The following is a 24,993-nucleotide window of genomic DNA, read 5'->3' on the forward strand; positions in this document are numbered from 1 at the left end:
GATCGCCGGCAGGGAAGCGACCACCGACCTGGGCACCTCTCGTTGCCCGCTTTCGCACAAGCCCTTCCCCGCCGCGGTCGCCCCGAAGTGGGCCGGCCCCGCCGGCGTCCGGTACTCAGGACCATGGCCGATCAGGCCAAAATTCCACCCACCAGGAAAAAGATTTGAAAATGGCTTTGGAAGATAAAATTTACCAGTTGGAGTTGAAGGTCCTCTACGAGATCAGCGGCATCATCGGCCAGATTCTGCAGCTGGACCAGGCCCTCGACTCGATCCTGGAGATCCTCTCCAAATCGCTTTCCATGGAGCGCGCCACCGTGACCCTGCGGGACATGCAGACCGGACTGCTGAAGATCTGCGCCTCCCACAGCCTCCGGCCGGAGGAAAAGAAACGGGGGATCTACCAGCCCAGCGAGGGCGTCACCGGGTTGATCTTTCGCACCGCCCAGCCCTTTTTCGTGCCGGACATCGGCAAGGAGCCTCTCTTTCTCAACAAAACCCAGTCCCGCGATGTTCGCAAGGACAGCATCGCCTTTATCGGGGTGCCCATCATCCTGCACGGCACCCCCATCGGGGTCTTCAGCGTGGACCGCCTCTTCGAGCCCGAGGTGTCCTTCCAGGAGGACATCCGCTTCCTGACCATCGTGGCGACCCTGATCGCCCAGTTCGTGCACCTCAACCGCCAGATCGAGAAGCGCGAAATGAAACTCAAGAGCGAAAACCGGTCCCTGCGGGCGGAAATTTCAGAGAAGTACAACCATTTCTTCGCCGTGGGGATCAGCCCCGCCATGCAGGCCCTCAACGAGCTGATCCGCAAAGTCGCCCCCAGCAAGGCCTCGGTCCTGCTGCTGGGGGAATCGGGCACCGGCAAAACCCTGACCGCGCGCATCCTGCACGAACTCAGCAGCCGCTCCCGGCGCCCCTTCGCCAAGGTCAACTGCGCGGCCCTGCCCGACAACCTGATCGAAGCGGAGCTTTTCGGCCATGAAAAAGGAGCCTTTACCGGGGCCTCGGAGGCCAAAAAGGGCCGCTTCGAAGAGGCCGACGGCGGCACCGTCTTCCTGGACGAAATCGGGGAGCTGCCCCCCAGCGTCCAGGCCAAACTGCTGCACTTTCTGCAGGAGCGTGAATTCGAGCGCCTGGGCAGCACCCGCACCCGGCGCGTGGACGTCCGGATCATCGCCGCCACCAACGCCGATCTGCCCACGGCGGTGGCCGAGGGCCGCTTTCGGCCGGACCTCTACCACCGCCTGAACGTTTTCCCGATCGCCATCCCCCCACTTCGCCAGCGCCTGGCGGACATTCCGCTGCTGGCCAACTACTTTCTTGAAAAAAGCGCCAAGGAGTATGGCAAAAGCCTCCAGTTCGCCCCCGCCAGCATGGCGGTGCTGACAGGCTACCACTGGCCCGGCAATGTCCGTGAGCTGGAAAATCTCACCGAGCGCCTGGCCATCCTGTCGGAAACCCCCCTGATCGCCCCCCAGGCCCTGCCGGCCTACCTCTTTCGCAAGTTCCGCGAAAGCGCCGCCAACGGCACCGGTGAGCCGGCCGTTTCGCGCATCGAGGAAATGGAGCGTGACGCCGTCCTGGAAGCCCTGGAAAAAAACGGCTGGATCCAGCAGAAGGCCGCCCGCGAAATCGGGCTCAGTCTTCGCCAGATGGGCTACCGGGTAAAGAAATTCGGATTGGCAAACCTGATCCGCGAAGGCCGCAGCCGCTCCAGCGGCCAGCCGACCCGCCAGCCTTAGCCGACTGCCCGTTCCCGCCCCGTCGCGCAACCCGCCCGCGACGGGGCGCGTTTTTTTCCTGCACCTCACCCACCCCACCCCCAGAGACCCCCTCAGACCAGCCCTCAACGCCATTTGCCAGCCGTCCCGAGAGCGCCTTCACGGCCCGGGAAAAAGGAGCCTAGACAAACCCGTCGCGGCCCCTCCGCGGGGCTCACCACACCCGTGGTCCTCACCCCAAGTCATCTACATTATTGTCGATCGCGCATCTACAGGATTGTAGCTGTTGATTTGTCCTCGCGTCCCATGCACGATTTCAGGCAAACCCAGGCCTTATTTTTTTCATTTAATTTCAAAAGTTTATACGAACTATGGGCCGCGACCGGGGCTGCTGGCACACCCGTTGCTCAAAAGAGCTTACAACACCGCGCGACACGCGCAATATCTCGAATCGGAAAGGAAAAAGTCCCATGAGAAAAATCGCGATCTACGGCAAGGGCGGTATCGGCAAATCCACCACTACCCAGAACACGGTGGCCGGGTTGGCGGAGATGGGCCTCAAGGTGATGGTCGTCGGCTGCGACCCCAAGGCGGACTCCACCCGGCTGCTGCTCCACGGCCTGGCACAACGGACCGTGCTGGACACCCTGCGCGACGAGGGTGAGGATGTCGAGCTGGAGGATGTCCGCAAGGAGGGCTTTGGCAAAACCCTGTGCACCGAGTCCGGCGGCCCCGAGCCCGGGGTCGGCTGCGCCGGTCGCGGGATCATCACCTCCATCAACCTGCTGGAGCAGCTGGGCGCCTATGCCGAAAGCGAAGCCCTGGACTACGTTTTCTACGACGTTCTGGGCGACGTCGTCTGCGGCGGGTTCGCCATGCCGATCCGCGAGGGCAAGGCCCAGGAGATCTACATCGTCGTATCCGGCGAAATGATGGCGATGTACGCCGCCAACAACATCTGCAAAGGCATCGTCAAATTCGCCGAGGCCGGCGGGGTCCGGCTGGGGGGCTTGATCTGCAACAGCCGCAAGGTGGACAACGAGCGCGAGATGATCGAAGCCCTGGCCGACCGGCTGGGCACCCAGATGATTCACTTCGTGCCCCGCGACAACATGGTCCAGCGGGCCGAGATCAACCGCAAGACAGTCATCGATTTCGATCCAGACCACCCCCAGGCCGAGGAGTACCGCAAGCTGGCGCGCAAGATCGCCGAGAACGAAATGAAGGTCATCCCCAAGCCGATGGCCATCGAGGAGCTGGAAAAACTCCTGATCGACTACGGCATCGCCGCCTGACCCGATCCCGGGCCCACACCTTACAACTCAAGGAGAGTTCACCGCCATGATTATGATCCGATCCATCGTTCGCCCCGAGAAAGTCGACAACGTGCTGGCCGCCCTGATGGAGGCCGGGTTTCCGGGGGTCACCAAAATGTCCGTGGTGGGCCGCGGCAAGCAGCGCGGCATCAAGATCGGGGAGGTCACCTACGACGAAATCCCCAAGGAGATGCTGCTGACCGTGGTCCAGGACAAGGACAAGGACTTCGCCGTGCGGACAATCATCAAGGCCGCGCGCACCGGTGAGAAGGGCGCCTACGGCGACGGCAAGATCTTTCTCCTGCCGGTGGAGGCGGCCTACACCATCAGCTCCGGCATCAAGGAGACGGCCGACGGCGTCACCGAGGAGGTGGCGATATGAAAGAGATCCTCGCAGTCGTGCGCATGAACATGATGAACCAGACCAAACGGGCCCTGGCGGAGGCCGGCATTACCTCGATGACCGCCCGCGAGGCCCTGGGCCGCGGCAGGGGCCTGGTGGACCTGCAGCTCCTCCAGGGGGCCGAGCGCGGCTATGAAGAGGCCATCTCGCAGTTGGGCCAGAGCAGCCGCCTGATTCCCAAGCGGGCGCTGCTGATCGTGGTGCCCGACAAACTGGTGGACCTTACGGCCAAAACCATCATCCGGGTCAACCGGACCGGCAAGTCGGGCGACGGCATGATCTTCGTCCTGCCGGCCTTAAACGCCGTCCGCGTGCGCACCGGCGAGGACGGCGACGATGTCCTCGATGACGTGTAACCCTGCCGCCCCCGCGGCTTTCAAGGAGACAGAGACCATGACGGAAACAGCTCGCAAGCCCGCACCTCCCATCCAAGGGCCCGACCCGGAAAAGGTCAAGGCCGACCTGCTCGCCAAATACCCGCCCAAGGTGGCCCGCAAACGGGCCAAGCAGATCATCATCAACCGGGTGGCGACGGGGGACGGGGTCCCCGAAATCACCGCCAACGTGCGCACCGTTCCCGGGCTGATGAGCCAGCGCGGCTGCTGCTACGCGGGCTGCAAGGGCGTGGTCCTCGGGCCCACCCGCGATATCGTCAACATCACCCACGGCCCCATCGGGTGCGGATTCTACAGCTGGCTCACCCGGCGCAACCAGACCGACCCGGAGACGACCCCCGACGGCCACAACTTCATGCCCTACTGCTTTTCCACCGACATGCAGGAAAAGGAGATCATCTTCGGCGGCGAGAAAAAGCTCAGGCAGGCCATCCAGGAGGCCTACGACAACTTCAAGCCCAAGGCCATCGCGGTCTTTGCCACCTGCCCGGTGGGCCTCATCGGCGACGACATCCATGCGGTCTGCCGCGAAATGAAGGACACCCTGGGAATCAACGTCTTCGGGTTCAGCTGCGAGGGCTATAAGGGGGTCAGCCAGTCGGCCGGCCACCACATCGCCAACAACCAGATTTTCAAGCACGTGGTGGGTCTCGACGACACGGTCGGCCCGGGCGAATTCCGGGTCAATCTCCTCGGCGAGTACAACATCGGCGGAGATGCTTTCGAAATCGAACGGATCTTCGAAAAGTGCGGCATCACCACGGTGGCCACCTTCAGCGGCAACTCCACCATCGACGCCTTTGCCAATTCCCACACGGCGGACCTGAACCTCATCATGTGCCACCGTTCCATCAACTACGTGGCCGAGATGATGGAAAAAAAATTCGGCGTGCCCTGGATCAAGATCAACTTCATCGGCGCCGAGGCCACCGCCAAGTCGCTGCGCAAGATCGCCGCCTATTTCGACGACCCGGCGCTGACCGAGCGTGTGGAGGCCGTCATCGCCGATGAGCTGCCGGCGGTCCAGGCCGTTCGGGACGAAATCCGGCCGCGCACCGAGGGCAAGCGTGCCATGCTCTTTGTGGGCGGCTCGCGCGCCCATCACTACCAGGAGCTTTTCCGGGAGCTGGGCATGCGCACGCTTTCGGCCGGCTACGAGTTCGCTCACCGCGACGACTACGAGGGCCGCAAGGTGCTGCCCAGTGTCAAGGTGGACGCCGACAGCCGCAACATCGAAGAGCTGGACGTCTGCCCGGACCCCGATCGCTACCGGCCGCGCAAGACCCCCGAGGAGCTGGCGGCTTTGGCCGCAAGAGGGCTCAGCTTCAAGGACTATGAGGGCATGATGCCCGAAATGCCCGAGGGCAGCCTGGTCATCGACGACATCAGCCAGTTCGAAACCGATCTGATGATCGAAAAATACCGGCCGGACATCTTCTGCGCCGGGATCAAGGAAAAGTACACGATCCAGAAGCACGGCATCCCCATGAAGCAGCTTCACAGCTACGACTACGGCGGACCCTATGCCGGCTTCAAGGGGGCCGTCAACTTCTACCGCGAAATCGACCGCATGGTGAACAGCCGGGTCTGGGGCACCCTCAAAGCGCCCTGGCAGACCAACCCCGAACTGGCCGCCACCTATGCCTGGGAATAACCCCGCTCAGCACCGAAAGCAAAGGGAAGTCGTCATGTTACTGCGTCACACCACCAGCGAGATCAAAGAGCGCACGGCCTTGACCGTCAACCCGGCCAAAACCTGCCAGCCGATCGGCGCCATGTACGCCGCCCTCGGCATCCACGGCTGCATGCCCCACAGCCACGGCTCCCAGGGCTGCTACGCCTACCACCGCAGCGCGCTCACGCGCCACTACAAGGAGCCGGTGATCGCCGCCACCAGCGCCTTCACCGAAGGGGCCTCGGTCTTCGGCGGCCAGGCCAACCTGCTGCAGGCCATCGACAACATCTTCAACGTCTACAACCCGGAAGTGATCGCGGTGCACACCACCTGTCTTTCGGAGACCATCGGCGACGACATCCCCCAAATCGTCAACAAGGCCGTGGCCGAGGGCAAGGTGCCGGCGGGCAAACATGTCATCCACGCCAACACCCCCAGCTACGTGGGCTCGCACGTCACCGGGTTCGCCGGCATGACCAAGGCCATGGTGGACTATTTCGCCGAGACGGGCGGCCCCCGCAGCAAGACCATCAACCTGATCCCCGGCTTTGTGGAGCCCAGCGACATGGCCGAAATGCGGCGCATGACAGCCGAGATGGGTCTTGAGACCATCATCTTCCCGGACACCTCCGGAGTGCTCAACGGGCCCATGACCGGCAAATACCGCATGTACCCCCCCGGCGGGGTGACCGTGGAGGCCCTGCGCCGGACCGGCTGCAGCCAGGGCACCGTGGCCCTGGGCCGCCTGGCCTCGGGGGATGCCGCCCGCGCCTTGGACGTCAAGTGCAAGGTACCCTGCCAGATCCTGGATCTGCCCATCGGGCTGGCGGCCACGGACCGCTTCGTGGACACCCTGCACCGCATGGCGGGGGTCGGCGTGGCCGACAGCCTGACCTTCGAGCGCGGCCAGATGGTGGATATCATCGCCGACATGCACCAGTACTTCTACGGCAAGCGCGTCGGCCTGGTGGGGGACCCGGACCAGCTGTTGGCGCTGACCCAATTCCTGGTGTCGCTGGACATGGCCCCGGTTTACCTGGTCACCGGCAGCCCGGCCGGCAAAAAGTACGAAAAACGGCTGCGGGCCGCGGTGGAAGGGGTACCCCAGGAGGTCAAGATCAAGGTCGGCGGCGACATGTATCTCTTTCACCAGTGGATCAAGCAGGCGCCGGTGGACCTTGTGATCGGCAACTCCTACGTCAAGTACATCGCCCGCGACGAGGACATTCCCTACGTGCGCCACGGGTTCCCGATCCTGGACCGCGTCGGTCACAGCTACTTCCCGACGGTGGGCTACCGCGGCGGGATGCGGCTGCTGGAGAAGATCCTCGACGCCCTTCTGGACCGCAAGGACCGCGACGCCACCGACATCGGCTTTGAACTCGTCATGTAGCAGCGGAGGAAGCGACCCATGGCCAGCATCCCGATTCTCAAGGAACGCGAAAAACAGATCCACCGCAAGGGCGCCCAACCCTTCAGCCTGACCTGCGGCCAGCACAGCCTGGCCGGGGTGGTCAGCCAGCGGGCGTGCGTCTTCTGCGGCTCGCGGGTGGTGCTCTACCCCATCGCCGATGCGCTCCACCTGATCCACGGGCCGGTGGGCTGCGCGGCCTACACCTGGGACATCCGCGGGGCGCTCTCCTCGGGCCCCGAACTTCACCGGCTGTCCTTCACCACCGACCTGCGGGAGAAGGACGTGATCTTCGGCGGGGAAAAAAAGCTCCAGCGCGCCCTGACGGAGCTGATCGACGCCTACCAGCCGCGGGCGGCCTTCGTCTATTCCACCTGCATCGTGGGGATCATCGGCGACGACGTGGCCGCGGTCTGCCGCCAGGTGGCCCGCGAGAAGGGGATCCCGGTCTTGCCGGTGCACTCCGAGGGCTTCAAGGGCACCAAGAAGGACGGCTACAAGGCGGCCTGCGAGGCCCTCTTCCAACTGGTCGGCCAGGGGCAGGTGGACCGGATCGACCCCTGCAGCATCAACATCCTGGGGGAATTCAACATCGGCGGGGAGGCCTGGATCATCAAATCCTACTACGAGAAGATGGGCGTCGCGGTGGTGGCCACCATGACCGGCGACGGCCGGGTGGACGCCATCCGCCGCTCCCACGGGGCGGCGCTCAATGTGGTGCAGTGCTCCGGGGCCATGACCACCCTGGCGGAGATGATGCAGGAACGCTACGGCATCCCCTACATCCGGGCGTCCTACTTCGGTCTCGAGGACACCTCCAAGGCCCTTTACGACGTGGCCGCGCACTTCGCGGGAAACCCCGAGATCATGACCCGCACCCAGTCCCTGGTTCGGGAGGAGATCAGCGCCATCACCCCCGAGCTCCAGCAAATAAAGGCCGCCGTGAGCGGCAAGCGGGCCGCCATCTACGTGGGGGGTGCCTTCAAGGCCTTTTCGCTGATCAAAGCCCTGCGCTACCTGGGCATGGACGTGGTCCTGGTGGGCTCCCAGACCGGCAACGACGCGGATTACCAGACGCTGCGGGAGATGTGCGACGACGGCACCATCATCCTGGACGACGCCAATCCCCTGGAGCTTTCCAAGTACATCATCGAAAAGGGCGCGGACCTGTTCATCGGCGGCGTCAAGGAGCGCCCCATCGCCTACAAGATGGGCATCGGCTTCTGCGACCACAACCACGAGCGCAAGATCCCGCTGGCCGGCTACGAGGGCATGCTGCACTTTGCGCGCGAGGTTTACCGCAGCGTCACCAGCCCGGTCTGGCGTTTTGCACCGACCCGGGCCGCGGCCGCAAAGGAGGTCTCGCCATGATAGGGTCATCGCCCGAAAACCGGCCATTCACGGCCACCCGCAACGCCTGCAAGCTCTGTACACCGCTGGGGGCCGCCCTGGTCTTCAAGGGCATCCGCGGGGCGGTGCCCCTGCTGCACGGCTCCCAGGGCTGCGCCACCTACATCCGGCGCTACCTGATCAGCCACTACCGGGAGCCCATCGACATCGCCTGCTCCAACTTCTCCGAGCAGACCGCGATCTTCGGCGGCGGCGCGAACCTCAAGATCGCCCTGGACAACATCCGCCGCCAGTACGACCCCGAACTGATCGGGGTGGCCACCACCTGCCTCAGTGAGACCATCGGCGACGACGTGCCCATGTTCATCCGCGAGTACCGCGAGAGCTGCGAGGGCCAGGATTCGCCGCCGGTGGTGCACGTGGCCACACCCAGCTATCAGGGCACCCACATGCAGGGGTTTCACGCGGCGCTGCGGGCCCTGGTGGGGCAGCTGGCCGAAGGCGGCTCCCCGCCCGGCCGCCACCTGAATCTCTTCCCGGGGATGGTGTCGCCGGCGGATCTCCGGCACCTCGGGGAAATCTGCGCGGATTTCGGGCTGCCCGCCGTGCTCCTGCCGGACTACGCCGACACCCTCGACGGCCCCCTGTGGACCGAGTACCAGCGCATCCCCGAGGGCGGCACACCCATGGCGGCGGTCCGCAGCAGCGGCAGCGCGCGGGCCAGCCTGGAGCTGGGCGCCGTGCTGGCCCGCGAAAAAGAGACCGCGGCCACGTTCTTACAGAGGACATTCCAGGTGCCCTGCCACCGGCTGGGGCTGCCCGTGGGCATCGACGCCACCGACCGGATGTTCGCCGCCTTGGCCGAAATCAGCGGACGGCCGACCCCGCAAAAGCATTTACGGGAGCGTGGGCGGCTGATCGACAGTTATGCCGACGGCCACAAGTACGTCATGGACGCCCGCGCGGTGGTCTTCGGGGAAGAGGACCTGGTGGCCGGCCTGGCCGGTTTTCTGGCTGAAATCGGCGTGGTGCCTGTGGTCTGCGCATCGGGCGGCCGCAGCGGCCACCTGGCGGCCTGCATCGCCGAGCGCTTTCCGGATCACAGCCAGAAAGGGATCCAGGTGCTCAGCGACGCCGACTTCGTTGCCATCGAGGCCGCCGCCCGGGAGGCCCAACCCGATTTTCTGATCGGCAACAGCAAAGGCTACAGCATGGCACGGCGTCTGGGCAAGCCGCTGATCCGGGTGGGCTTTCCGGTCCACGACCGCCTCGGCGGCGCCCGCCTGCTGCACCTGGGCTACCGCGGCAGCCAGCAGCTGTTCGACCGGATCGCCAACACCTTGATGGCCGCAGGCCAGTCCGCCTCCCCGGTGGGATACACCTATATATAGGCCCCGGGGCCGGCGGTTTCACCCTGTTTCCAGACCCGGGGGCCATATTCCCGCTGGGGGCAGCCGCAAAGCGAGGTCGCAAATGAACCTGGAACACCACCCCTGTTTTAACGTCAAGGCCCACAAAACCTTCGGCCGGGTGCACCTGCCGGTCGCCCCGCGCTGCAACGTGCAGTGCAAGTTCTGCAACCGCAAATTCGACTGCGTCAATGAAAGCCGCCCAGGCGTGACCAGCGCTGTGCTGACCCCCGCCCAAGCCATGATCTATCTTGGGGCCGTGCTCCAGCAAAAGCCCAACATCGCCGTGGTGGGGATTGCCGGCCCGGGCGACCCCTTTGCCAACCCCGACGAAACCCTGGAGACCCTGCGCCAGGTGCGCCAGCGCCACCCCGAGATGCTGCTCTGCCTGGCATCCAACGGACTTGCCATCGGACCGCACCTGGATGCCTTGGCGGCCCTGAAGGTCAGCCACGTCACCATCACCGTCAATGCCGTCGACCCCGAGATCGGCGCCCGAATCTACAGCTGGGTGCGCGACGGCAAGCGCGTGGTGCGTGCCGAGAGCGGCGCCAAAATCCTTCTGGAACGCCAGCTGGCGGCCATCCGCGGCCTCAAGGCACGCGGCATCACGGTCAAGGTCAACAGCATCATCATTCCCGGGATCAACGACGGCCATATCGAGACGGTCGCCCGCCGGATGTCGGCCCTGGGGGTCGACATCCTCAACTGCGTGCCCTACTTCCCCAGCCGCGGCTCGGCCTTCGAGGATCTACCGGAGCCTTCGGCCGAAATGGTCAAGACGGTGCGCGCAGCCGCCGGAGGCCACCTAAAACAGATGCGCCACTGCACCCGCTGCCGGGCGGACGCGGTGGGCCTCCTGGGAGAGGCGCCCAGTCAGGAACTGATGGCGACCCTGCAGGCCTGCGAACGCCTGCCGGCCGAAGATCCGGATGGCGAAGCAGCGATCAACGGCGCCCGCCCCCACGTGGCGGTGGCCAGTATGGAAGGTGTGCTGGTCAACCAGCACCTGGGCGAGGCCCGCAAGCTGCTGATCTACGGCCGTAAGAACGGCTTGGTCGAACTGCTCGAGGCCCGGGAAACCCCGCCGCCGGGCGGCGGCGGTCAGCGCTGGGCGCAGCTGGCCGACAGCCTGGAGGACTGCGGCACCCTGCTGGTCAGCGGCGTCGGTGACAACCCGCGGCGCACGCTGGCCGCCAGCGGTTTGGCGGTTCTGGAAATCGAGGGGCTGATCGTTGAGGCGGTTGCAGCCGTCTTGGAGGGCCGCAGCCTGCGGCATCTGATCAAACGCAAGCGCAGCGCCTGCGCTGCGGCCTGCACGGGGACCGGCGGGGGCTGCGGCTGAAAGCCGACGGCCGCCCGCCCTGCACACAACCCGAAATACCCGAAGAGGAGAAAACAAAATGGAAAAACCGAAGCATCACATCTGCGTCTGCGCCAGTTTCCGCGCCGGCGGCGACCCCAAGGGGGTCTGCCACAAGAAAGGATCGGTTGGCTTTCTGCCCTACATCGAAAACGAAATCCTGGACCGCGGCCTGGACGCCCAGGTGACCAGCACCGGCTGCATGAAGGCCTGCGATTTCGGGCCGGTCATGGTGGTCTATCCCGAAGGCCACTGGTACGGCAACGTGGACAGCGAGGAGGCCATCGACGAGATCCTGGACGCTCTGGAAGCCGGCGCAGCTGCCGCCCAGTACCGGATCGCCTGACGACCGGCGTCCGATAAGGAGAGGACAGATGCCCCCCCTTACACATCCAAACCGGCCTGCGTGGGCAAAGCTGATCCGCGAGGGCGACCGCTTTCTGCAAACCGCCGTCAACGGATCGCGGCGCCCGGAGATCTTCAGCAACGAACTGCGCTACGGGATTTTGACCATGGCCGTTGAAAAATACCTCGCGGGGGTATTCAGCTATCACCGCTGCATGCCCGAGGGACACACCCTGGCAAGCCTCGCCACGGGCGCCGACCGTATCACTCCGATGACGGCAAGCCTGCGCGCGGGCATCCAGCGGATTGAAAGTTTCGAGGAGCTGTGCTCCCTGGAAACCTATCGGCGCACAGCGCCGGGGGACGAGGTGCTGCAGGCCATGCTGCAAACCGGTGAAGAGGTGCGCGGCTATGCCGTGAGCGTCCTGAACCCGACCGAACCGACAGAGGAGAAAAGATGAACGCCACCTGGGAGAAAATATTCGAGTACGCCTCCATGCCCCTTCACGGCACCATGTCGCGCAAGCTGCGCAAAAATGTCCGCATCCAGATCAACGAGGGCAAAATCTATGAAAACGCCGTGCTTTTCCTGAACGAGAAATTCGCCCGGCTGACCGAAAACGGCGAAGGCAACGAGAGCGTCAACACATATTACGACATCGAAAAAATCACGTCGATTCGGACCTACAGTCGCAAAGACGCGTGAGGCGCGCCGCCCGGGCAGCTTTCGGCTCTGCCGCTGCGGGCGGCCGGCACAGCGGCCGCGGGCGCGCCACAGGAGAAATTTTTCATGCCCCCCCAACGCCCCCCAAAAAATGTGTGGCTGATCGACACGACCCTGCGCGACGGCGAGCAGGCCGCCGGGGTGGCCTTTCGCCCGGCCGAGCGCCGCCGGATCGCCGAGGGGCTGGCCCAAGCCGGGATAGACGAGCTCGAGGTGGGCATCCCGGCCATGGGAGCCGCGGCCCGCCGGGAGATCCGGGACCTGGTGCAGGGCGGCCTGGGCTGCCGTCTGACCAGCTGGTGCCGGGCAACGCCCGGGGACATCGCGCACGCGGCCGGCTGCGGCACCAACGGCGTCCACATCAGCTTCCCGGTGTCTTCGATTCAGCTTCGGGCCCTGGAACGCAGCCCATCCTGGGTCCTCCAGGCCCTGGAGACCCTGGTGCCGTCGGCCGCCGCCAAGTTTGCCTTCGTTTCGGTGGGCGCCCAGGACGCCAGCCGCGCGGAGAAGCCTTTTCTCGACCGCTTCGTGCGCCTGGCAGCGGCCTGCGGCGCCCACCGGGTGAGGCTGGCCGACACCGTGGGGATCGCGACCCCACTTGGGGTCGCAGGCCTCCTGCGCCGCCTGCGCCAGACCGCCAGCCCGTTTTTGGCGCTGGAGTTTCACGCCCACAACGACCTGGGCATGGCCACGGCCAACGCCCTCACGGCGGCCGAGGCCGGCGCCACGGCGCTCAGCGCAACCCTCAACGGTCTGGGGGAGCGAGCGGGCAACGCCCGCCTGGAAGAGCTGACCACGGCCCTACCACTTGTGGCCGGGCGCGCCTGCCGAGCGCAGACTGCGCGTCTGATACCCCTTTGCCGCTACCTGGCGAAGATCACCGGACGCCCAATTGCCGCCGCCAAACCCATTACGGGGGGCGGGGTCTTTCAACACGAGTCCGGTATCCACGTCCACGGGCTCCTGAAAGACGTCGCCACCTACCAGCCGTTCGCACCCGAGACCGTGGGCCGCGGGCCCGCCGCATTCGTCATCGGCAAGTTCACCGGCAGCACAGGCCTGCAGCATCTGCTGGCCGCCGCCGGGATCAAGATCAGCCGCAGCCAGGCGGCCCGCCTGCTGCCGCAAATCCAGGCAGCCGCCAGCCGCCGGGGCAGGGCGCTGGCAATGCCCGAGGTCCTGCACCTGTGCCGTCAAAGCTTGGCAGCCTCGGCCGCAGCGAGCGGCCCAGCCGGTATCGCGGTTGGCCGGATCAGCGATAGAGCTTGTAGTCGATGTTGAATTTTTTGGCCTTGTAGCCGAACTTGCGGGTCGTGGTCTTGAGCATTTCGGCGGCCTGGGTGGTGTTGCCGCGGGTGTTCTTGAGGGCGTCGATCAGCATTTCACGCTCGAGATTCTCTACGGCCTCCTCCAGGGAGCGTTTGGGCAGGGTGTCGGACTCCTTACCGGTCTGCAAGGTGGGCGGAAGGTGGTAGCTGTGGATGGCCCCCTCCTCGCAGAGCAGCACCGCGCGCTCGATGCAGTTTTCCAGTTCACGGACGTTGCCGGGCCAGTGGTAGGCCATCATCATGTCGATCGCCGGGGTGGAGAAGCGCATGATCTCCTTCCCGTTTTCACGGGCATATTTTTCCAGGAAAAAATCCGCCAGCAGCAGGATGTCGGTTTTGCGCTCCCGCAGGGGCGGCATGTAGATGGGAAAAACATTGAGCCGGTAATAGAGATCGCCGCGGAAGGTCTCCTCCTCGACGGCCTGCTCCAGGTTCTTGTTGGTGGCCGCTACGATGCGCACGTCGGAGGCGATGGTCTTGTGGCCGCCGACGCGCTCGAACTCCTTTTCCTGAAGGACCCGCAGCAGCTTGGCCTGCACGTTGAGGTCGATTGACCCGATCTCGTCCAGAAAGATGGTCCCCTTGTTGGCCATCTCGAATTTGCCCAGCTTCTGCTTGATGGCGCCGGTGAAGGCCCCCTGTTCGTGGCCGAAAAGTTCGCTCTCGATCAGGTTGGCGGGCAGGGCCGCGCAGTTGACCTTGACGAAGGGGCGCTTGGAGCGCAGGCTGTTGTAGTGGATGGAGTTGGCCACCAGCTCCTTGCCGGTGCCGCTTTCGCCGCGCACCAGGACCGTGGCGTTGCTCTTGGACACCTGGGAGATCATCTGAAAGACCTCGCGCATCTTGTTGCTGTTGCCGATGATGTTGGTGATGCGGTACTTGTTCTTGATCTCCTCGCGCAGTCGCCGGTTTTCCTCCCGCAGGTGCTCTTTTTCCATGCGGATGGTCTCGAGATTGATCACATGGCTGGCCACCATGGCCGCGACCACCATCAACAGCTTTTTGCCCTCCTCCAGCGAATAGGTTTCATCGAACTCCTTGTCGATGCATAACGCCCCCACCACCTGGCTGCTCTTCTTGATGGGCACGCAGATAAAGGAGACCTCCTTTTGGGGGCTGTTCCTGCGGCTGGCGGTGCGATCGAGAAAAAGGGGCTCCTCGCTGATTTTGGGCACCGCCACCGCCTTGCCGGTCTGGATCACCCGGCCGGTGATGCCCTCGCCCACGCGGTATTTGCCCCGCTCCATGGCGCTGCGGGTGAGGCCGTGGGCGACTTCGATGGTGATTTCATCCCGGAAGGGATTGAGGATCGTAATGGTTCCCCGGACCATGCCCATGGTGTTGGAAAGGATGTCCAGCACCTGATAGAGGGATTTTTTCAGATCGAAATGTTCGTTGAGGGCTTTGCTGATCTCGTAGAGAAGCGAGATATCTTCAATCTTTTTTATTTCAGGCTGCATTGCAGATAACCCAGAAAGTGCCCAAGCGGGGCAGTCATAACAAAACTGAAAACCGTTCCAACTTTTCTAACAAATTTGTAATCAAAACAAAAGAAAAAGAAATCTTTTGAATCGGGGGAAGACTAAAAAAGCGGGAAAAAAACGGGGGGGGGGTGCTGGGTGGGTGTTCGGCAAGGCGGCCGGCGGGTCAACCCGGCGGTGCCAACCCCGCCTCCGCGAGTTGCGCCACAATACAGGTCACCAGACTGTCCGGCGTCCGGTCGCGGCAATCGATCAGCAGGTGAGCATAGCGGCGGTAGAGCGGCTGGCGCTCGCGGTAGAGATCGGCGATGGTCTGTCCGGGCGCCCGCAGCACCCCCCGGGTTTTGAGGTTGCTCAAGCGCAGCATCAGACGCTCGGCGTCCAGCTCCAGATGCACAATAGCGCCCATGGCGCCCAGATGGGCCATCGCCCGGCGGCTGTAAACCACGCTGCCGCCGGTGGCGATCACGTGGCGGGAGCAGGCCAGGGCCAGCACACAGCGCTCCTCAACCTCACGAAAGCCCACCACCCCGTCTTGGTCGATGATCGCCTGCAGGCTGCGCCCCTGGGCGGCCTGGATGCCGATATCCGTGTCGTGAAAGGACAGCCCCAGCTGCTTTGCCAGCAAGACCCCGACGGTGCTTTTGCCCACACCGGGCATGCCGATCAAGATCACGTTGGACCGGCGGGCAGCTTCGGTTTGCGGCAAGGTCGGCATCACGGATTTCGGTCCTCATCTTTTTTAAAATCCTAACAAAATTCTAACATAGGGTGATTAACATGCCGCCCGTTGAAGATCAAAGGCAATCCACAGTTTGAACTCACCGGGGGGCAAGACATGATTTCTGAAACCTTCGATTTCGCGGCCTTTATCGATTCCATCGAAAACCGCCGGTTCAGCGAAATCCTCTACCTGGTGGAGCAGGAGGCCACCGCGGCGGAACGGCTGCTCTACCGGCGCAAAATTTCGCTGACCGACTACGCCAACCCTTCCGTTCAGTACGTGCTCACCCTCAAAAAATTTCTTGAATTCATGCGCTTCAGCATCAAACCGGTCAGAAGCCAAAAGGAGCGCTACCGCAAATTTCAAGCGGCGCTCCAATCCCTGCGCCGCCAAAACCCGATGGCCCTTCGGCGGCTGCCTCGAAACAACGACGCGCGCACGCCTCATGCCCACGCCATCTGAAGGCTGACCGGCTGCGGCTCAGGCCGACTCCTGCAATTTGGCCATCATCGCCGCCTTCATTTTTTGGGTCACATGGGCCCGGTCGTGGCCCTGCCCCAGGCGCTCGCCCAGAAGCCGGCCGGCGTCTGCGGCGGCCTGCATCACCGCCGGCTGGCGGCTGACATCCGGAATCATCTCGGGGGTGATCCGGACGCCTTCGCCGTAGAGCATGCGGGGCAGCCCCACCTGGCAGGTCTCGCCGAAGCCGCAGCTGAAACAGGAGGCGGCGCCCTGACCGGAGACCTTGGCCACGGTTTCGATGAAATTGTAGAGAAAAAATTTCTCGATCTCATCGGCGGGCATCTTGCCGCTGCTGCCCCCGACCCCCACCGCGACCCCCAGCTTGCCCCAGAGGGTGTCGCCCTCCTGATGACGAAACTGGAACCAGCGTTCCAGAAAGGCATGGGTCTGGGCGTTGATGCCTGAATAATAGTTGGGCGCCCCGATGACGTAGGCGTCGGCCGCAACGATTTTATTCCGCAGCCAGCGACAGTCGTCCTCGACCTTGCAGATGTTGTCCTTGACACACCCCAGGCAGGCAATACAGCCGGCGATGGACTTGCCCCGCAGCGAAATCAACTCCCACGCGCACCCGCTGTTTTCCAGCACCGTCGTTACCAGTTTGTAGACCCCCGACTGTTTTTCCTTGCGGGGGCTTCCCGCAATACCCAGAATTTTCATGTGAGCACCTTTCACGCAAGGGGTAAAAGACCGCCCAGCCCGCAGGCCGGCGGAAAAGGCGTTGCCTTGCCAGACCGATTCATGCCAGAATTTTGATTATGATTCAGATCACCCCGCTGCTTGCCATCTGTGAAAGCTGCCTGCAGCTGACGTTCACCGGCGCATCCGGCCCCGGGGGCCAGAACGTCAACAAGGTGGCCACTGCAGTCCAACTGCGTTTCGACATCCAGGCCTGCGAGGACCTGCCGCCCGCGGTGCGGGCGCGGCTGACGGTCCTGGGTGGATCGCGGGTTTCGCGCGACGGGGTTCTGATCATCGACGCCCGACGCTTCCGAACCCAGGAGCATAACCGCGCCGATGCCGTCGCGCGTTTGGTGGCGCTGATCCGCCGGGCAACGCGCACACCCAAAGTGCGCCGCCGGACCCGCCCCACCGCCGCCGCCCGCCGCAAGCGGCTCGCGTCCAAACACCGGCGCGCCCTCCTCAAGGAAACCCGACGACCGGTGGGCCGCAACGACACCTGAGCCCCCGGTGGTGCAGCCCATTGATGCGGGGGGTTCAGACCAAAGGGGTGAAGAGGGCGGCGCCGCGGCGGCGCCGCCCCGTTGCGAACGTTTATTTGATGGGCGAGGGCTTGCAGAGGTGCCCGGCCGCCATCGCCACGCGACCGCAGCCATCGCAGACATACTTCATTGCCGCCAGCTTGTCTTTGCAGACATGCCGGGGATCAACCTGGGGCGCGCCGCAGAAGCTGCACTTGGATGCGTCCCCGCAGGGGTTGCAGAGGTGCCCCGGAGCATCCGCAACGGCGCCACAATTTTTACAGGTGTAGGCCATATGCTGTCCTCCTTTCCCGTGGCCGGCGACGCCAAGGCGCGCGCCACGATCTAGTGCCAATTAAAATTGCACCCCGTCAGCCCAAAGTCAACAGCGCGGCGAGGGAGAGCGCCGGACAGCGATGGATCGTAGAAACCCCCGCCCCTTTCGGCCGCGGGTCACAACAGATGGACCGGTAAAAGGTAAAAAATCGGACAGTTTCGTAAAAAAGCCAAGTTTAAGGCGCGCAAATCTCAGCGGCGTGAGGCGTACTACTTTACGCTGCAGCGACTTCGAGATGCAGCGCAACGCGGAAATTGGGTTTTTTTTACGGAACTGTCACAACAGGCCGCTGGCCAGCTCGGAAAGCTCCGAGCGCTCCCCCTTCTCCAGGGTGATGTGGGCATAGAGCGGCTGTCCCTTCATCTTTTCGATCAGATAGCTCAGCCCGTTGGTCTGGCTGTCCAGATAGGGATGGTCGATCTGAAAAATATCGCCGGTGAAAACAATCTTGGTGCCTTCACCGGCCCGGGTGATGATCGTTTTGACCTCGTGGGGGGTGAGGTTCTGGGCCTCATCGACGATGAAGAACGCTCTGACGATGCTGCGCCCCCGGATATAGGAAAGCGGCGTAATGACGATTTTCTCCTCGTCCAGGTATTCCCTGACGGCCCGGTGGCGCGGATTTTCAGGGGGAAACTGGTTCTGTATGACCGACAGGTTGTCAAACAGCGGCTGCAGGTAGGGATCCAGTTTGGAGTTGATGTCTCCGGGCAGGTAGCCGAGATCGCGGTTGCTGAGCGGAACGGTGGGCCGGGCGATCAGGATCTGGCGGTAGTGGCGCTTGTTCTCCAGGGCGGCGGCCAGGGCCAGCAGGGTCTTACCGGTGCCGGCCTTGCCCGACAGGGTCACCAGGGGAATGTTGCGGTTCAGAAGGGCGTTCATGGCGAAGAACTGCTCCACGTTGCGGCCCTTGATGCCGAAGCAGACCCGGTTTTCCACCCGCCGGATTCGGTCGGTGGCGCGGTCGAACATCCCCAGTGCGGATTTGCTGCCATTGCGCAGGATCAAAAATTCGTTGGCCAGAAAATCGGGCTGTGCCGCCACCGCTTTCGGACTGATATCGAAGGGCTCTTCGAAAAGCCGGTCGATTACGGCGCCGGGAACGGCCTCGACGGTGCGGCGTCCTTTGTAAATTTCAGCGATATCACGCACCCGGTCCGTGGTGTAGTCCTCGGCCATCAGCCCCACCGATTTGGCCTTCATGCGCAGGTTGACGTCCTTGGTTACCAGGACGACTCCCTGAAAATGGTGCTTTTCCGCAAGGTGATAGGCGGTGTTGAGAATGTGGTGATCCGGTTTGGCGCCGGAAAAACTGTCGTGCAGGTCTTGGTGAAACGCTTTTTCCAAGCAGATGGAGATCTTGCCGCGACCCGGTCCGATGGCCACCCCGCCGTTGAACAATTTTTCACCGGTCAGGGTGTCCAGGGCGCGCACAAATTCACGCGCATTGCAGTTGATAATCTCCTTTCCCCGCTTGAACCGGTCCAATTCCTCCAAAACCGTGATGGGAATCACGACATCGTGCGCTTCGAACTGATAGATGCAGGAACTGTCGTGAAGAATGACGTTGGTGTCCAGAACGAAAATCTTTGTGGTCTGCAGGGTCATGGCACCTCCCACGCTGAAAGGTTTGCGGGCGACCGCGCCGCATCGATTGGGGCGCCACCAGGTGGCCTGCCCCATCATCTTTTTTAGGCCCGCTTTGTTTGATTTTCATTAAAACCCCGCTGAAAACCGTCGCCGCAAGCGGTTTAAGACCTCAAATCCGGCTTCTTTTCACCAACTATTAACCCCCACCTAATGCCCACCTAACCGCCGATCTGATACCCTGCGCGCAACCCCAACCGAGAGCGGAAAGGCACTCATGGCACCTTCCCGATACCCCCACGCCCTGAAAAGCAGCGCAGCCGAACTGGCCTCGCGCATTCAGCGGCTCTATGGTCAGGAAAACCCGCTGCTTCAGCAGCAGGCCTACGACCTCATCCTGGGCGCCTTGTGGGCTCTCCGCGACGAGCACATCACAACAGGCGCCGCCGGCGCCTGCCAGGAAAAGGGCCAATGACGCCACCGGCATCTGGACCACACCCCTCGCAAAAGGAGGAAGTTGACATGCGCGTCGATCTTCACGTTCACTCCCGTTTTTCGCGTCACCCCTCCCAGTGGTTTCTGAAAAAAATCGGATGCCCGGAAAGTTTCACCGATCCCCTTAAAATCTACCAGAACGCACGCCGAAGCGGGATGTCGCTGGTCACCATCGCCGACCACAACACCATCGAGGGGGCCCTGGAAATCGCTCACCTGCCGGACACCTTTATAAGCGAGGAGATCACAGCTTACTTTCCCGAGGACCGCTGCAAAGTGCATGTGCTGGCCTACGCCATCTCCGAGGCGCAGCACCGGGAATGCCAGCGGCTGCGCTTCAACCTCTACGAACTGGTGGCCTATCTCAACCGGGCCGGGATCTGCAACGCCATTGCCCACCCGCTGTATGCCGTGAATGACAGGCTGAGGCTGTCGCATTTCGAACGGCTGCTGCTGTTGTTCCGCAACTTCGAGCTCAACGGCGCCCGCAGTCCGCGACTCAACACGATCATCAGGCGGGTTCTCGCCGGTCTGACGGCGGCCGAGATGGCGCGCCTGGAGGAGCGCCACCAGGTGGCCGCCACAGGGCCGAAACCCTGGCGCAAAAACGTGGTGGGAGGTTCGGACGACCACAGCGGCCTCAATATCGCCCGCACCTTCACCACGGTGGAAGGGGCGGATTCGGTAGCGGCCTTTTTCGCGGGCATCGAAAACCATCGGGCCCAGGTGCATGGGGAGCCCGCAACCCCCGCAACCATGGCCCACAATCTGTACGGCATCGCCTACCAGTACTACAAAAAGCGTTTCAACCTCGGCCGCTATGCCCGCAAAGATCTTCTGATCCAATTTCTCGATCAGGTCCTCGACCCCACCTGGCCCCAGAGCGGGGGCTTGGTGTCCCGCATCTACCATTTCTGGCAGTACCGCCGGCGGCCCAAAACAGCGGCGGCCGGCGCCCCCTCCCTGGTCGTCCAGATCAAGGCCGAAACCCGCCGCCTGCTTCAGAGAAACCCGGATCTGCTGGTTCTGCCAACGCCGGATGCCGAGGAGCGGCGCCCTCTGGAAAAAACCTGGCAGCGCTTCGTCAATCAGGTATCCAACGCCCTGGTCTGCCAGTCCGCCGATCACCTCCTGAACCACCTGGCAGGGGCCAACTTGTTCCGCATCTTTCAAACGCTGGGCTCCGCCGGCGGCCTCTACACCCTGATGGCGCCCTATTTTCTGGCCTACGCCCATTTCACCAAGGACCGTTGCCTGGGCAAGGCCGTGGAGAGGCGCTTTGCGCTCAGCCCAACAGCCGCCAGCTCCGAAAAAGCGGTGGCCCAGTTCACGGATACGTTCTACGACGTCAACGGCGTCGCACTCACCCTGCAGCAACAGGTGGCCACAGCCCGTCGTCAAGGCAAGCCCCTGACGGTCATCACCTGCGACCCGGGGCAGCATGCGCTCGGCGATGGGATCCGCAATTTCAAGCCGGTGAGGGTTTACGATCTGCCCGAATACCCCCAGCAGAAACTCCACCTGCCGCCTTTTCTGGACATCCTGGGCTACTGCCACGACAGCCACTTCGATCAGATCCACAGCGCAACACCTGGGCCCGTGGGGTTGGCCGCCCTGGCCATCGCCCGCATTCTCAAGCTGCCCATCAGCGGCACCTACCACACCGCCTTCCCCCAGTATGCCCGTTTTCTCACCGCTGATGACGCGCTGGAGGATCTCACCTGGAAATTCACCCTCTGGTATTACGACCAGATGGACATGATTTACGCACCATCCCAAAACACCAGGGCCGAATTGGTCCAAAAAGGCATCCGGGAGGACAAAATCAGGGTTTACCCGCGGGGAATCGACATTCAGAAGTTTCACCCAGCCAAACGCAACGGGTTTTTGCGCCGCCGCTTCCAGATCGACCACAGGACCGTGCTGCTCTATGTGGGGCGGGTGTCGCGCGAAAAAAACCTGCACCTCTTGGCGCAGGCCTTCCAGGAATTGGCCGCCCAAAACGCCGGGGTCTGTCTGTTGGTGGTGGGCGACGGCCCTTACCTGGAGGAGATGAAACGGACCACCCGGGGGTTGCCCTGTTTTTTCTGCGGCTACCTCACGGGTGAAGAACTCGCCTGCGCCTACGCCTCCAGCGACATTTTCGTCTTTCCCAGCACCACCGACACCTTCGGCAACGTGGTGATGGAGGCCCAGGCCTCGGGGCTGCCGGTGATCGTCAGCGACGAGGGCGGCCCCTGTGAAAACATGCTGCCCGGTGAAACCGGTCTGATGGTCCCGGGCGACGATGTCGCAGCCCTCACCAAGGCCATGCGGAAACTGGCGGCCACCCCCCAGGAGGCCGCCCGAATGGGTCGGGCCGCGCGGCGTTATATGGCCGAGCGCTCCTTTGACGCGGCTTTTGACCAGACCTGGCACCTTTACCAGCAAATGACGACGGCACACGATGCGGCCGCCTGAAGTTGCCAAGCTGACAACCGTCACAGGATTGGCCCATGGGCTCCGGAAAAAAACAAGGCCACATCCGGCCCGTCTTTCGGCCCGTCACCGGTGTTACATCCGCTGACCTTTAGCGGGGTATGCACCGACAAATGGGTCTGGTCGAGGAACCAAAGTCCGGCGCCGTATGGTGGAAATTTTTTAGCGCGAATCTAACCAAAAGCTAACAATTCCGGTATAAGAGAATTTTAGGCGGCTTTTCGCACCGCGCTCCGCCAAACCATTCATTTTGGAGACTGCCCAACGATCCCATCAGGCTGAGGGCGACAAAATCGCGCCGCTTTGCAGTTCGTCTCTGCGCGAAGCCCACGCCTGCCGAGAGCCCGTGGCGGAGCCCGGAGACCGGTTTGTGTTGGCCGAACGCTTTTTAAGATCTGGAGGAAACAGATGCCCGTTCATCTGCAAAGAGAGCTGGACAAGATCAAGAAGTCGATTCTAACCCTGGGGGGCATGGTGGAAGAGCGCGTGCGCATGGCCGCCGAGGCTATCGAAAACATAGACGCTGATCTCGCCCGCACGATTCTCAAGACGGACTATGAAATCGATGAAAAGGAAGTCGAAATCGAGGAGGATTGCCTCAAGATTCTGGCCCTGCACCAACCGGTGGCGGTGGATCTCAGATTTCTGGTCGCTGTCATCAAAATCAACAACGATCTGGAGCGGATCGGAGACCAGGCGGTCAATATCGCCGAGCGGGTGGAAATCCTGGCCAAGAAAAAAGGCGTCGATTTCCGTTTTGACTACGGACCGATGGCCCAAAAAGCCGAGAATATGCTCAAAATGAGCCTAGATGCGCTGGTCAACATGGATGTGGATCTCGCCTTCAAGGTCCTCGTGATGGACGATGAGGTCGATCGGATCAAGGATGAAGCCTATGACCTGATCAAGGCCGCCCTCCAAAAGCAGCCCGAGCGCACGGGCTATTTCATCAACCTGCTGCTCATTTCGCGCCACCTGGAACGCCTTGCGGACCATGCCACCAACATCGCCGAGGAGGTCATTTACCTGATCGAGGGAGAAATCATCCGCCATCAGGATATCGATGAGCTGACCTGAGGAAACCCCGCGAGAGACACGGGGGTCCTGCTGAAGCCCATCGCCCCCGTCTGATGCCGGATGGGGTTTTGACCGCGGTGGCGGCCCCCACTCCGGTGCCATAGCCGTACAGTTGGCGCTTGGCCAGGTGTGGGTGGACTATGCGAACGGCACCGCGCGGGGCGAAAACTTCTCCCGCCTCGGTTTCCCCCCCGCACGTCAAGAACCTGCCCGCTCCCCTGAACCCCCCCGACAATCTGCACCAAAATGTGCTTGGCGTTGCCCAGCCCCAGCGGTCCAGCCGCCGCGCCATTCTGCACGCGACTTGATTTCCGCGAGCTCATCGCCTAAAATCAAAACTGATGAAATAACGGCTGGCCGGCGCGTCCGGTGGCGGTGAACGATCCATTTCTGAGGAACTCAAACCCATGTTGTTTAAAAAAAGCCCCGATCGCAGCGATGCTCCCAAACGCAGGCTGGAGGATCAGCAAAGCGACAAGCCCACCATTATCGCCGCCACCACCACCATTGAGGGTACTCTCAGCGGGAGCGGCACCCTGCACATGGCCGGCATCTTGAAAGGCGACGTGCGCTGCGCGGGATTGGTCTGGATCAGCGAAAGCGGAAAAATCGAGGGCTCCGTGCATGCCGCAGGCCTGATTGTGGCCGGGCAAATCAACGGCAGCATCGAATCCACCGAAAAGACGGAGCTGCGCGCCGGTGCACGGGTCGTGGGCGATATTCGCTGCGCCAAAATCGCCGTGGCCGAGGATTGTTTTTTTCAGGGAGAAATCCAAATGCCCGACGGCCCGGGAGGCCATCTGACCTTTACCGAAAAACGCCAAAAGGGTTCCTGACACCTTTATTCAGGGTCGCGGTAATCAACAATTCCGCACGATGGCACGGGATTTTGGACCATCACCACGGCAAGCACGGTCAGCCAAAGCGTGATATGTCTCGCCGGATGCATCACCGGCGACGGGTCAGAAAACCGGCAGGAGGTGGGGATTTTTGCCGGGGCCATAGCGATTTGCCGGCGGGAGGGGTTGGCTGAAAAAATCAAACAGCGCCCTGGTCTTGAAACCAGGGGCCGGGAAAATTCCGTGGGGCATCGGAGGCCCCCAGGCCAAAGGCGCTGGATTACCGCATGAAGCAGGTGCCATCCTGCCGGCTGAAGACCATGCGCCGGTTAAACAGCGGCTTCAGCCAGGTCAGGAAGGATACTATCGAACCATCATTCGTTTTCGTACTTGAAGGAAAGATTGACGCGCGCCCGGAAGGCTGTCGCCACGCCATTTTCGACCTTCATGTCCAGTTTCGAAATTTCTGCAACTCGCAAGTTTTTGAGGCTTTTGCCGGCCGTTTCAACGGCATTTTTTGCGGCCTCCTCCCAAGAGTTCGTGCTGGTGCCAACGAGTTCGATAACCTTGTAAACACTAGTGCTCATAACTTCCTCCTTTCGTTCATTGGCTGTGGGTTGACTTCAGCTGCTGGACCAATGGCCTGAAAAAGCCTTACCCCATCAAACGCTGTAACGCTTAAAAAAAGAGCGGAAACCCCCGCTTTTCGATTGAGCGGGCGCCTAAAATGAAGAACGAGGCACGGAAGTGGCAATTGCAGGGCAAAATTGAAGATCGGATTCAGAAAACCCAATTTCGCCCACGA

Annotated in this window: 25 protein-coding genes; 19 read left to right on the forward strand and 6 right to left on the reverse strand. The window is 62.6% G+C overall.

The window, feature by feature from the left end; all coding sequences use genetic code 11:
• Positions 1-170 precede the first annotated feature (170 nt).
• From LJE63_16110 to LJE63_16170, 13 genes are all read left to right on the forward strand, one after another.
• The gene (locus LJE63_16110) at positions 171-1,748 is read left to right on the forward strand and encodes a sigma 54-interacting transcriptional regulator (protein ID MCG6908127.1); all 1,578 of its coding nucleotides are present in this window, start codon (positions 171-173) and stop codon (positions 1,746-1,748) included.
• A gap of 449 nt (positions 1,749-2,197) precedes the next feature.
• Entirely contained in the window at positions 2,198-3,022 is an 825-nt protein-coding gene (nifH, locus tag LJE63_16115; protein ID MCG6908128.1) for a nitrogenase iron protein, read from the forward strand.
• Positions 3,023-3,068: 46 nt separating this feature from the next.
• Positions 3,069-3,425: a P-II family nitrogen regulator gene (locus LJE63_16120; GenBank protein MCG6908129.1), complete on the forward strand. Its 357-nt coding sequence runs from the start codon at positions 3,069-3,071 to the stop codon at positions 3,423-3,425.
• On the forward strand, positions 3,422-3,802 hold the full coding sequence (locus LJE63_16125) for a P-II family nitrogen regulator (GenBank protein MCG6908130.1): 381 nt from the start codon (positions 3,422-3,424) through the stop codon (positions 3,800-3,802). The genes LJE63_16120 and LJE63_16125 overlap by 4 nt, the downstream gene beginning before the upstream one ends.
• 37 nt (positions 3,803-3,839) lie before the next feature.
• On the forward strand, positions 3,840-5,495 hold the full coding sequence (gene nifD, locus LJE63_16130) for a nitrogenase molybdenum-iron protein alpha chain (GenBank protein MCG6908131.1): 1,656 nt from the start codon (positions 3,840-3,842) through the stop codon (positions 5,493-5,495).
• Between the two features lie 34 nt (positions 5,496-5,529).
• Positions 5,530-6,909 carry a nitrogenase molybdenum-iron protein subunit beta gene (locus LJE63_16135; protein MCG6908132.1) on the forward strand — a complete coding sequence of 460 codons (1,380 nt, stop codon included), beginning with the start codon at positions 5,530-5,532 and terminating at the stop codon, positions 6,907-6,909.
• 18 nt (positions 6,910-6,927) lie between these two features.
• The gene (gene nifE, locus LJE63_16140; GenBank protein ID MCG6908133.1) at positions 6,928-8,298 is read left to right on the forward strand and encodes a nitrogenase iron-molybdenum cofactor biosynthesis protein NifE; all 1,371 of its coding nucleotides are present in this window, start codon (positions 6,928-6,930) and stop codon (positions 8,296-8,298) included.
• Entirely contained in the window at positions 8,295-9,668 is a 1,374-nt protein-coding gene (locus tag LJE63_16145; GenBank protein ID MCG6908134.1) for a nitrogenase, read from the forward strand. Before nifE ends, LJE63_16145 begins: the two co-directional genes overlap by 4 nt.
• A gap of 82 nt (positions 9,669-9,750) precedes the next feature.
• Positions 9,751-11,031, forward strand: coding sequence for a radical SAM protein (locus LJE63_16150; GenBank protein ID MCG6908135.1), 1,281 nt, complete (start codon positions 9,751-9,753; stop codon positions 11,029-11,031).
• Between the two features lie 58 nt (positions 11,032-11,089).
• Positions 11,090-11,395 (forward strand): (2Fe-2S) ferredoxin domain-containing protein, encoded by a 306-nt coding sequence (locus LJE63_16155; GenBank protein MCG6908136.1) that lies wholly within the window; start codon positions 11,090-11,092, stop codon positions 11,393-11,395.
• Positions 11,396-11,423: 28 nt separating this feature from the next.
• Positions 11,424-11,855, forward strand: a complete 432-nt coding sequence (locus LJE63_16160; GenBank protein ID MCG6908137.1) for a hypothetical protein — start codon at positions 11,424-11,426, stop codon at positions 11,853-11,855.
• Positions 11,852-12,100, forward strand: coding sequence for a hypothetical protein (locus LJE63_16165; protein ID MCG6908138.1), 249 nt, complete (start codon positions 11,852-11,854; stop codon positions 12,098-12,100). The genes LJE63_16160 and LJE63_16165 overlap by 4 nt, the downstream gene beginning before the upstream one ends.
• An 84-nt stretch (positions 12,101-12,184) precedes the next feature.
• A complete protein-coding gene (locus tag LJE63_16170; protein MCG6908139.1) occupies positions 12,185-13,399 on the forward strand; it encodes a hypothetical protein in 1,215 nt (404 codons plus the stop codon).
• Here the strand turns inward: LJE63_16170 and nifA are convergent.
• The gene (gene nifA / locus LJE63_16175) at positions 13,371-14,906 is read right to left on the reverse strand and encodes a nif-specific transcriptional activator NifA (GenBank protein ID MCG6908140.1); all 1,536 of its coding nucleotides are present in this window, start codon (positions 14,904-14,906) and stop codon (positions 13,371-13,373) included. The two genes, LJE63_16170 and nifA, sit on opposite strands and share 29 nt — an antisense overlap.
• A 187-nt stretch (positions 14,907-15,093) precedes the next feature.
• On the reverse strand, positions 15,094-15,645 hold the full coding sequence (locus tag LJE63_16180; GenBank protein MCG6908141.1) for a shikimate kinase: 552 nt from the start codon (positions 15,643-15,645) through the stop codon (positions 15,094-15,096).
• 120 nt (positions 15,646-15,765) lie between these two features.
• Here LJE63_16180 and LJE63_16185 point away from each other — a divergent pair, with 120 nt between their 5' ends.
• On the forward strand, positions 15,766-16,113 hold the full coding sequence (locus LJE63_16185; protein ID MCG6908142.1) for a hypothetical protein: 348 nt from the start codon (positions 15,766-15,768) through the stop codon (positions 16,111-16,113).
• An 18-nt stretch (positions 16,114-16,131) separates the two neighbouring features.
• On the opposite strand, the gene LJE63_16190 is transcribed toward LJE63_16185, so the two are convergent.
• Complete coding sequence (locus LJE63_16190) at positions 16,132-16,833, reverse strand: flavodoxin family protein (GenBank protein ID MCG6908143.1); 702 nt, start codon at positions 16,831-16,833, stop codon at positions 16,132-16,134.
• A 98-nt stretch (positions 16,834-16,931) separates the two neighbouring features.
• Here LJE63_16190 and arfB point away from each other — a divergent pair, with 98 nt between their 5' ends.
• Complete coding sequence (gene arfB / locus LJE63_16195; GenBank protein MCG6908144.1) at positions 16,932-17,357, forward strand: aminoacyl-tRNA hydrolase; 426 nt, start codon at positions 16,932-16,934, stop codon at positions 17,355-17,357.
• 91 nt (positions 17,358-17,448) lie between these two features.
• Here the strand turns inward: arfB and LJE63_16200 are convergent, their stop codons facing one another.
• Entirely contained in the window at positions 17,449-17,670 is a 222-nt protein-coding gene (locus tag LJE63_16200; GenBank protein MCG6908145.1) for a hypothetical protein, read from the reverse strand.
• A 318-nt stretch (positions 17,671-17,988) separates the two neighbouring features.
• A complete protein-coding gene (locus LJE63_16205; protein ID MCG6908146.1) occupies positions 17,989-19,320 on the reverse strand; it encodes a PhoH family protein in 1,332 nt (443 codons plus the stop codon).
• Positions 19,321-19,576: 256 nt separating this feature from the next.
• Between LJE63_16205 and LJE63_16210 the strand changes: the two genes are divergently transcribed.
• From LJE63_16210 to LJE63_16225, 4 genes are all read left to right on the forward strand, one after another.
• Positions 19,577-19,774, forward strand: coding sequence for a hypothetical protein (locus LJE63_16210; protein MCG6908147.1), 198 nt, complete (start codon positions 19,577-19,579; stop codon positions 19,772-19,774).
• Between the two features lie 47 nt (positions 19,775-19,821).
• Positions 19,822-22,254 (forward strand): glycosyltransferase, encoded by a 2,433-nt coding sequence (locus LJE63_16215; GenBank protein MCG6908148.1) that lies wholly within the window; start codon positions 19,822-19,824, stop codon positions 22,252-22,254.
• Positions 22,255-22,680: 426 nt separating this feature from the next.
• The gene (gene phoU / locus LJE63_16220) at positions 22,681-23,349 is read left to right on the forward strand and encodes a phosphate signaling complex protein PhoU (protein MCG6908149.1); all 669 of its coding nucleotides are present in this window, start codon (positions 22,681-22,683) and stop codon (positions 23,347-23,349) included.
• 407 nt (positions 23,350-23,756) lie between these two features.
• Positions 23,757-24,185, forward strand: coding sequence for a polymer-forming cytoskeletal protein (locus tag LJE63_16225; protein ID MCG6908150.1), 429 nt, complete (start codon positions 23,757-23,759; stop codon positions 24,183-24,185).
• Between the two features lie 377 nt (positions 24,186-24,562).
• Here LJE63_16225 and LJE63_16230 read toward each other — a convergent pair whose 3' ends face one another.
• Complete coding sequence (locus LJE63_16230; GenBank protein MCG6908151.1) at positions 24,563-24,775, reverse strand: dodecin family protein; 213 nt, start codon at positions 24,773-24,775, stop codon at positions 24,563-24,565.
• Positions 24,776-24,993 lie beyond the last annotated feature (218 nt).

This window comes from Desulfobacteraceae bacterium, assembly GCA_022340425.1.
Classification (GTDB): Bacteria; Desulfobacterota; Desulfobacteria; order Desulfobacterales; family JAABRJ01; genus JAABRJ01.

What these genes read in the sequence shown, in the direction of transcription:
- LJE63_16110 (MCG6908127.1), top strand. Translation starts at nt 171, where the DNA reads ATGGCTTTGGAAGATAAAATTTACCAGTTGGAGTTGAAGGTCCTCTAC.
- nifH (MCG6908128.1), top strand. Translation starts at nt 2,198, where the DNA reads ATGAGAAAAATCGCGATCTACGGCAAGGGCGGTATCGGCAAATCCACC.
- LJE63_16120 (MCG6908129.1), top strand. Translation starts at nt 3,069, where the DNA reads ATGATTATGATCCGATCCATCGTTCGCCCCGAGAAAGTCGACAACGTG.
- LJE63_16125 (MCG6908130.1), top strand. Translation starts at nt 3,422, where the DNA reads ATGAAAGAGATCCTCGCAGTCGTGCGCATGAACATGATGAACCAGACC.
- nifD (MCG6908131.1), top strand. Translation starts at nt 3,840, where the DNA reads ATGACGGAAACAGCTCGCAAGCCCGCACCTCCCATCCAAGGGCCCGAC.
- LJE63_16135 (MCG6908132.1), top strand. Translation starts at nt 5,530, where the DNA reads ATGTTACTGCGTCACACCACCAGCGAGATCAAAGAGCGCACGGCCTTG.
- nifE (MCG6908133.1), top strand. Translation starts at nt 6,928, where the DNA reads ATGGCCAGCATCCCGATTCTCAAGGAACGCGAAAAACAGATCCACCGC.
- LJE63_16145 (MCG6908134.1), top strand. Translation starts at nt 8,295, where the DNA reads ATGATAGGGTCATCGCCCGAAAACCGGCCATTCACGGCCACCCGCAAC.
- LJE63_16150 (MCG6908135.1), top strand. Translation starts at nt 9,751, where the DNA reads ATGAACCTGGAACACCACCCCTGTTTTAACGTCAAGGCCCACAAAACC.
- LJE63_16155 (MCG6908136.1), top strand. Translation starts at nt 11,090, where the DNA reads ATGGAAAAACCGAAGCATCACATCTGCGTCTGCGCCAGTTTCCGCGCC.
- LJE63_16160 (MCG6908137.1), top strand. Translation starts at nt 11,424, where the DNA reads ATGCCCCCCCTTACACATCCAAACCGGCCTGCGTGGGCAAAGCTGATC.
- LJE63_16165 (MCG6908138.1), top strand. Translation starts at nt 11,852, where the DNA reads ATGAACGCCACCTGGGAGAAAATATTCGAGTACGCCTCCATGCCCCTT.
- LJE63_16170 (MCG6908139.1), top strand. Translation starts at nt 12,185, where the DNA reads ATGCCCCCCCAACGCCCCCCAAAAAATGTGTGGCTGATCGACACGACC.
- nifA (MCG6908140.1), bottom strand. Translation starts at nt 14,906, where the DNA reads ATGCAGCCTGAAATAAAAAAGATTGAAGATATCTCGCTTCTCTACGAG.
- LJE63_16180 (MCG6908141.1), bottom strand. Translation starts at nt 15,645, where the DNA reads ATGCCGACCTTGCCGCAAACCGAAGCTGCCCGCCGGTCCAACGTGATC.
- LJE63_16185 (MCG6908142.1), top strand. Translation starts at nt 15,766, where the DNA reads ATGATTTCTGAAACCTTCGATTTCGCGGCCTTTATCGATTCCATCGAA.
- LJE63_16190 (MCG6908143.1), bottom strand. Translation starts at nt 16,833, where the DNA reads ATGAAAATTCTGGGTATTGCGGGAAGCCCCCGCAAGGAAAAACAGTCG.
- arfB (MCG6908144.1), top strand. Translation starts at nt 16,932, where the DNA reads ATGATTCAGATCACCCCGCTGCTTGCCATCTGTGAAAGCTGCCTGCAG.
- LJE63_16200 (MCG6908145.1), bottom strand. Translation starts at nt 17,670, where the DNA reads ATGGCCTACACCTGTAAAAATTGTGGCGCCGTTGCGGATGCTCCGGGG.
- LJE63_16205 (MCG6908146.1), bottom strand. Translation starts at nt 19,320, where the DNA reads ATGACCCTGCAGACCACAAAGATTTTCGTTCTGGACACCAACGTCATT.
- LJE63_16210 (MCG6908147.1), top strand. Translation starts at nt 19,577, where the DNA reads ATGGCACCTTCCCGATACCCCCACGCCCTGAAAAGCAGCGCAGCCGAA.
- LJE63_16215 (MCG6908148.1), top strand. Translation starts at nt 19,822, where the DNA reads ATGCGCGTCGATCTTCACGTTCACTCCCGTTTTTCGCGTCACCCCTCC.
- phoU (MCG6908149.1), top strand. Translation starts at nt 22,681, where the DNA reads ATGCCCGTTCATCTGCAAAGAGAGCTGGACAAGATCAAGAAGTCGATT.
- LJE63_16225 (MCG6908150.1), top strand. Translation starts at nt 23,757, where the DNA reads ATGTTGTTTAAAAAAAGCCCCGATCGCAGCGATGCTCCCAAACGCAGG.
- LJE63_16230 (MCG6908151.1), bottom strand. Translation starts at nt 24,775, where the DNA reads ATGAGCACTAGTGTTTACAAGGTTATCGAACTCGTTGGCACCAGCACG.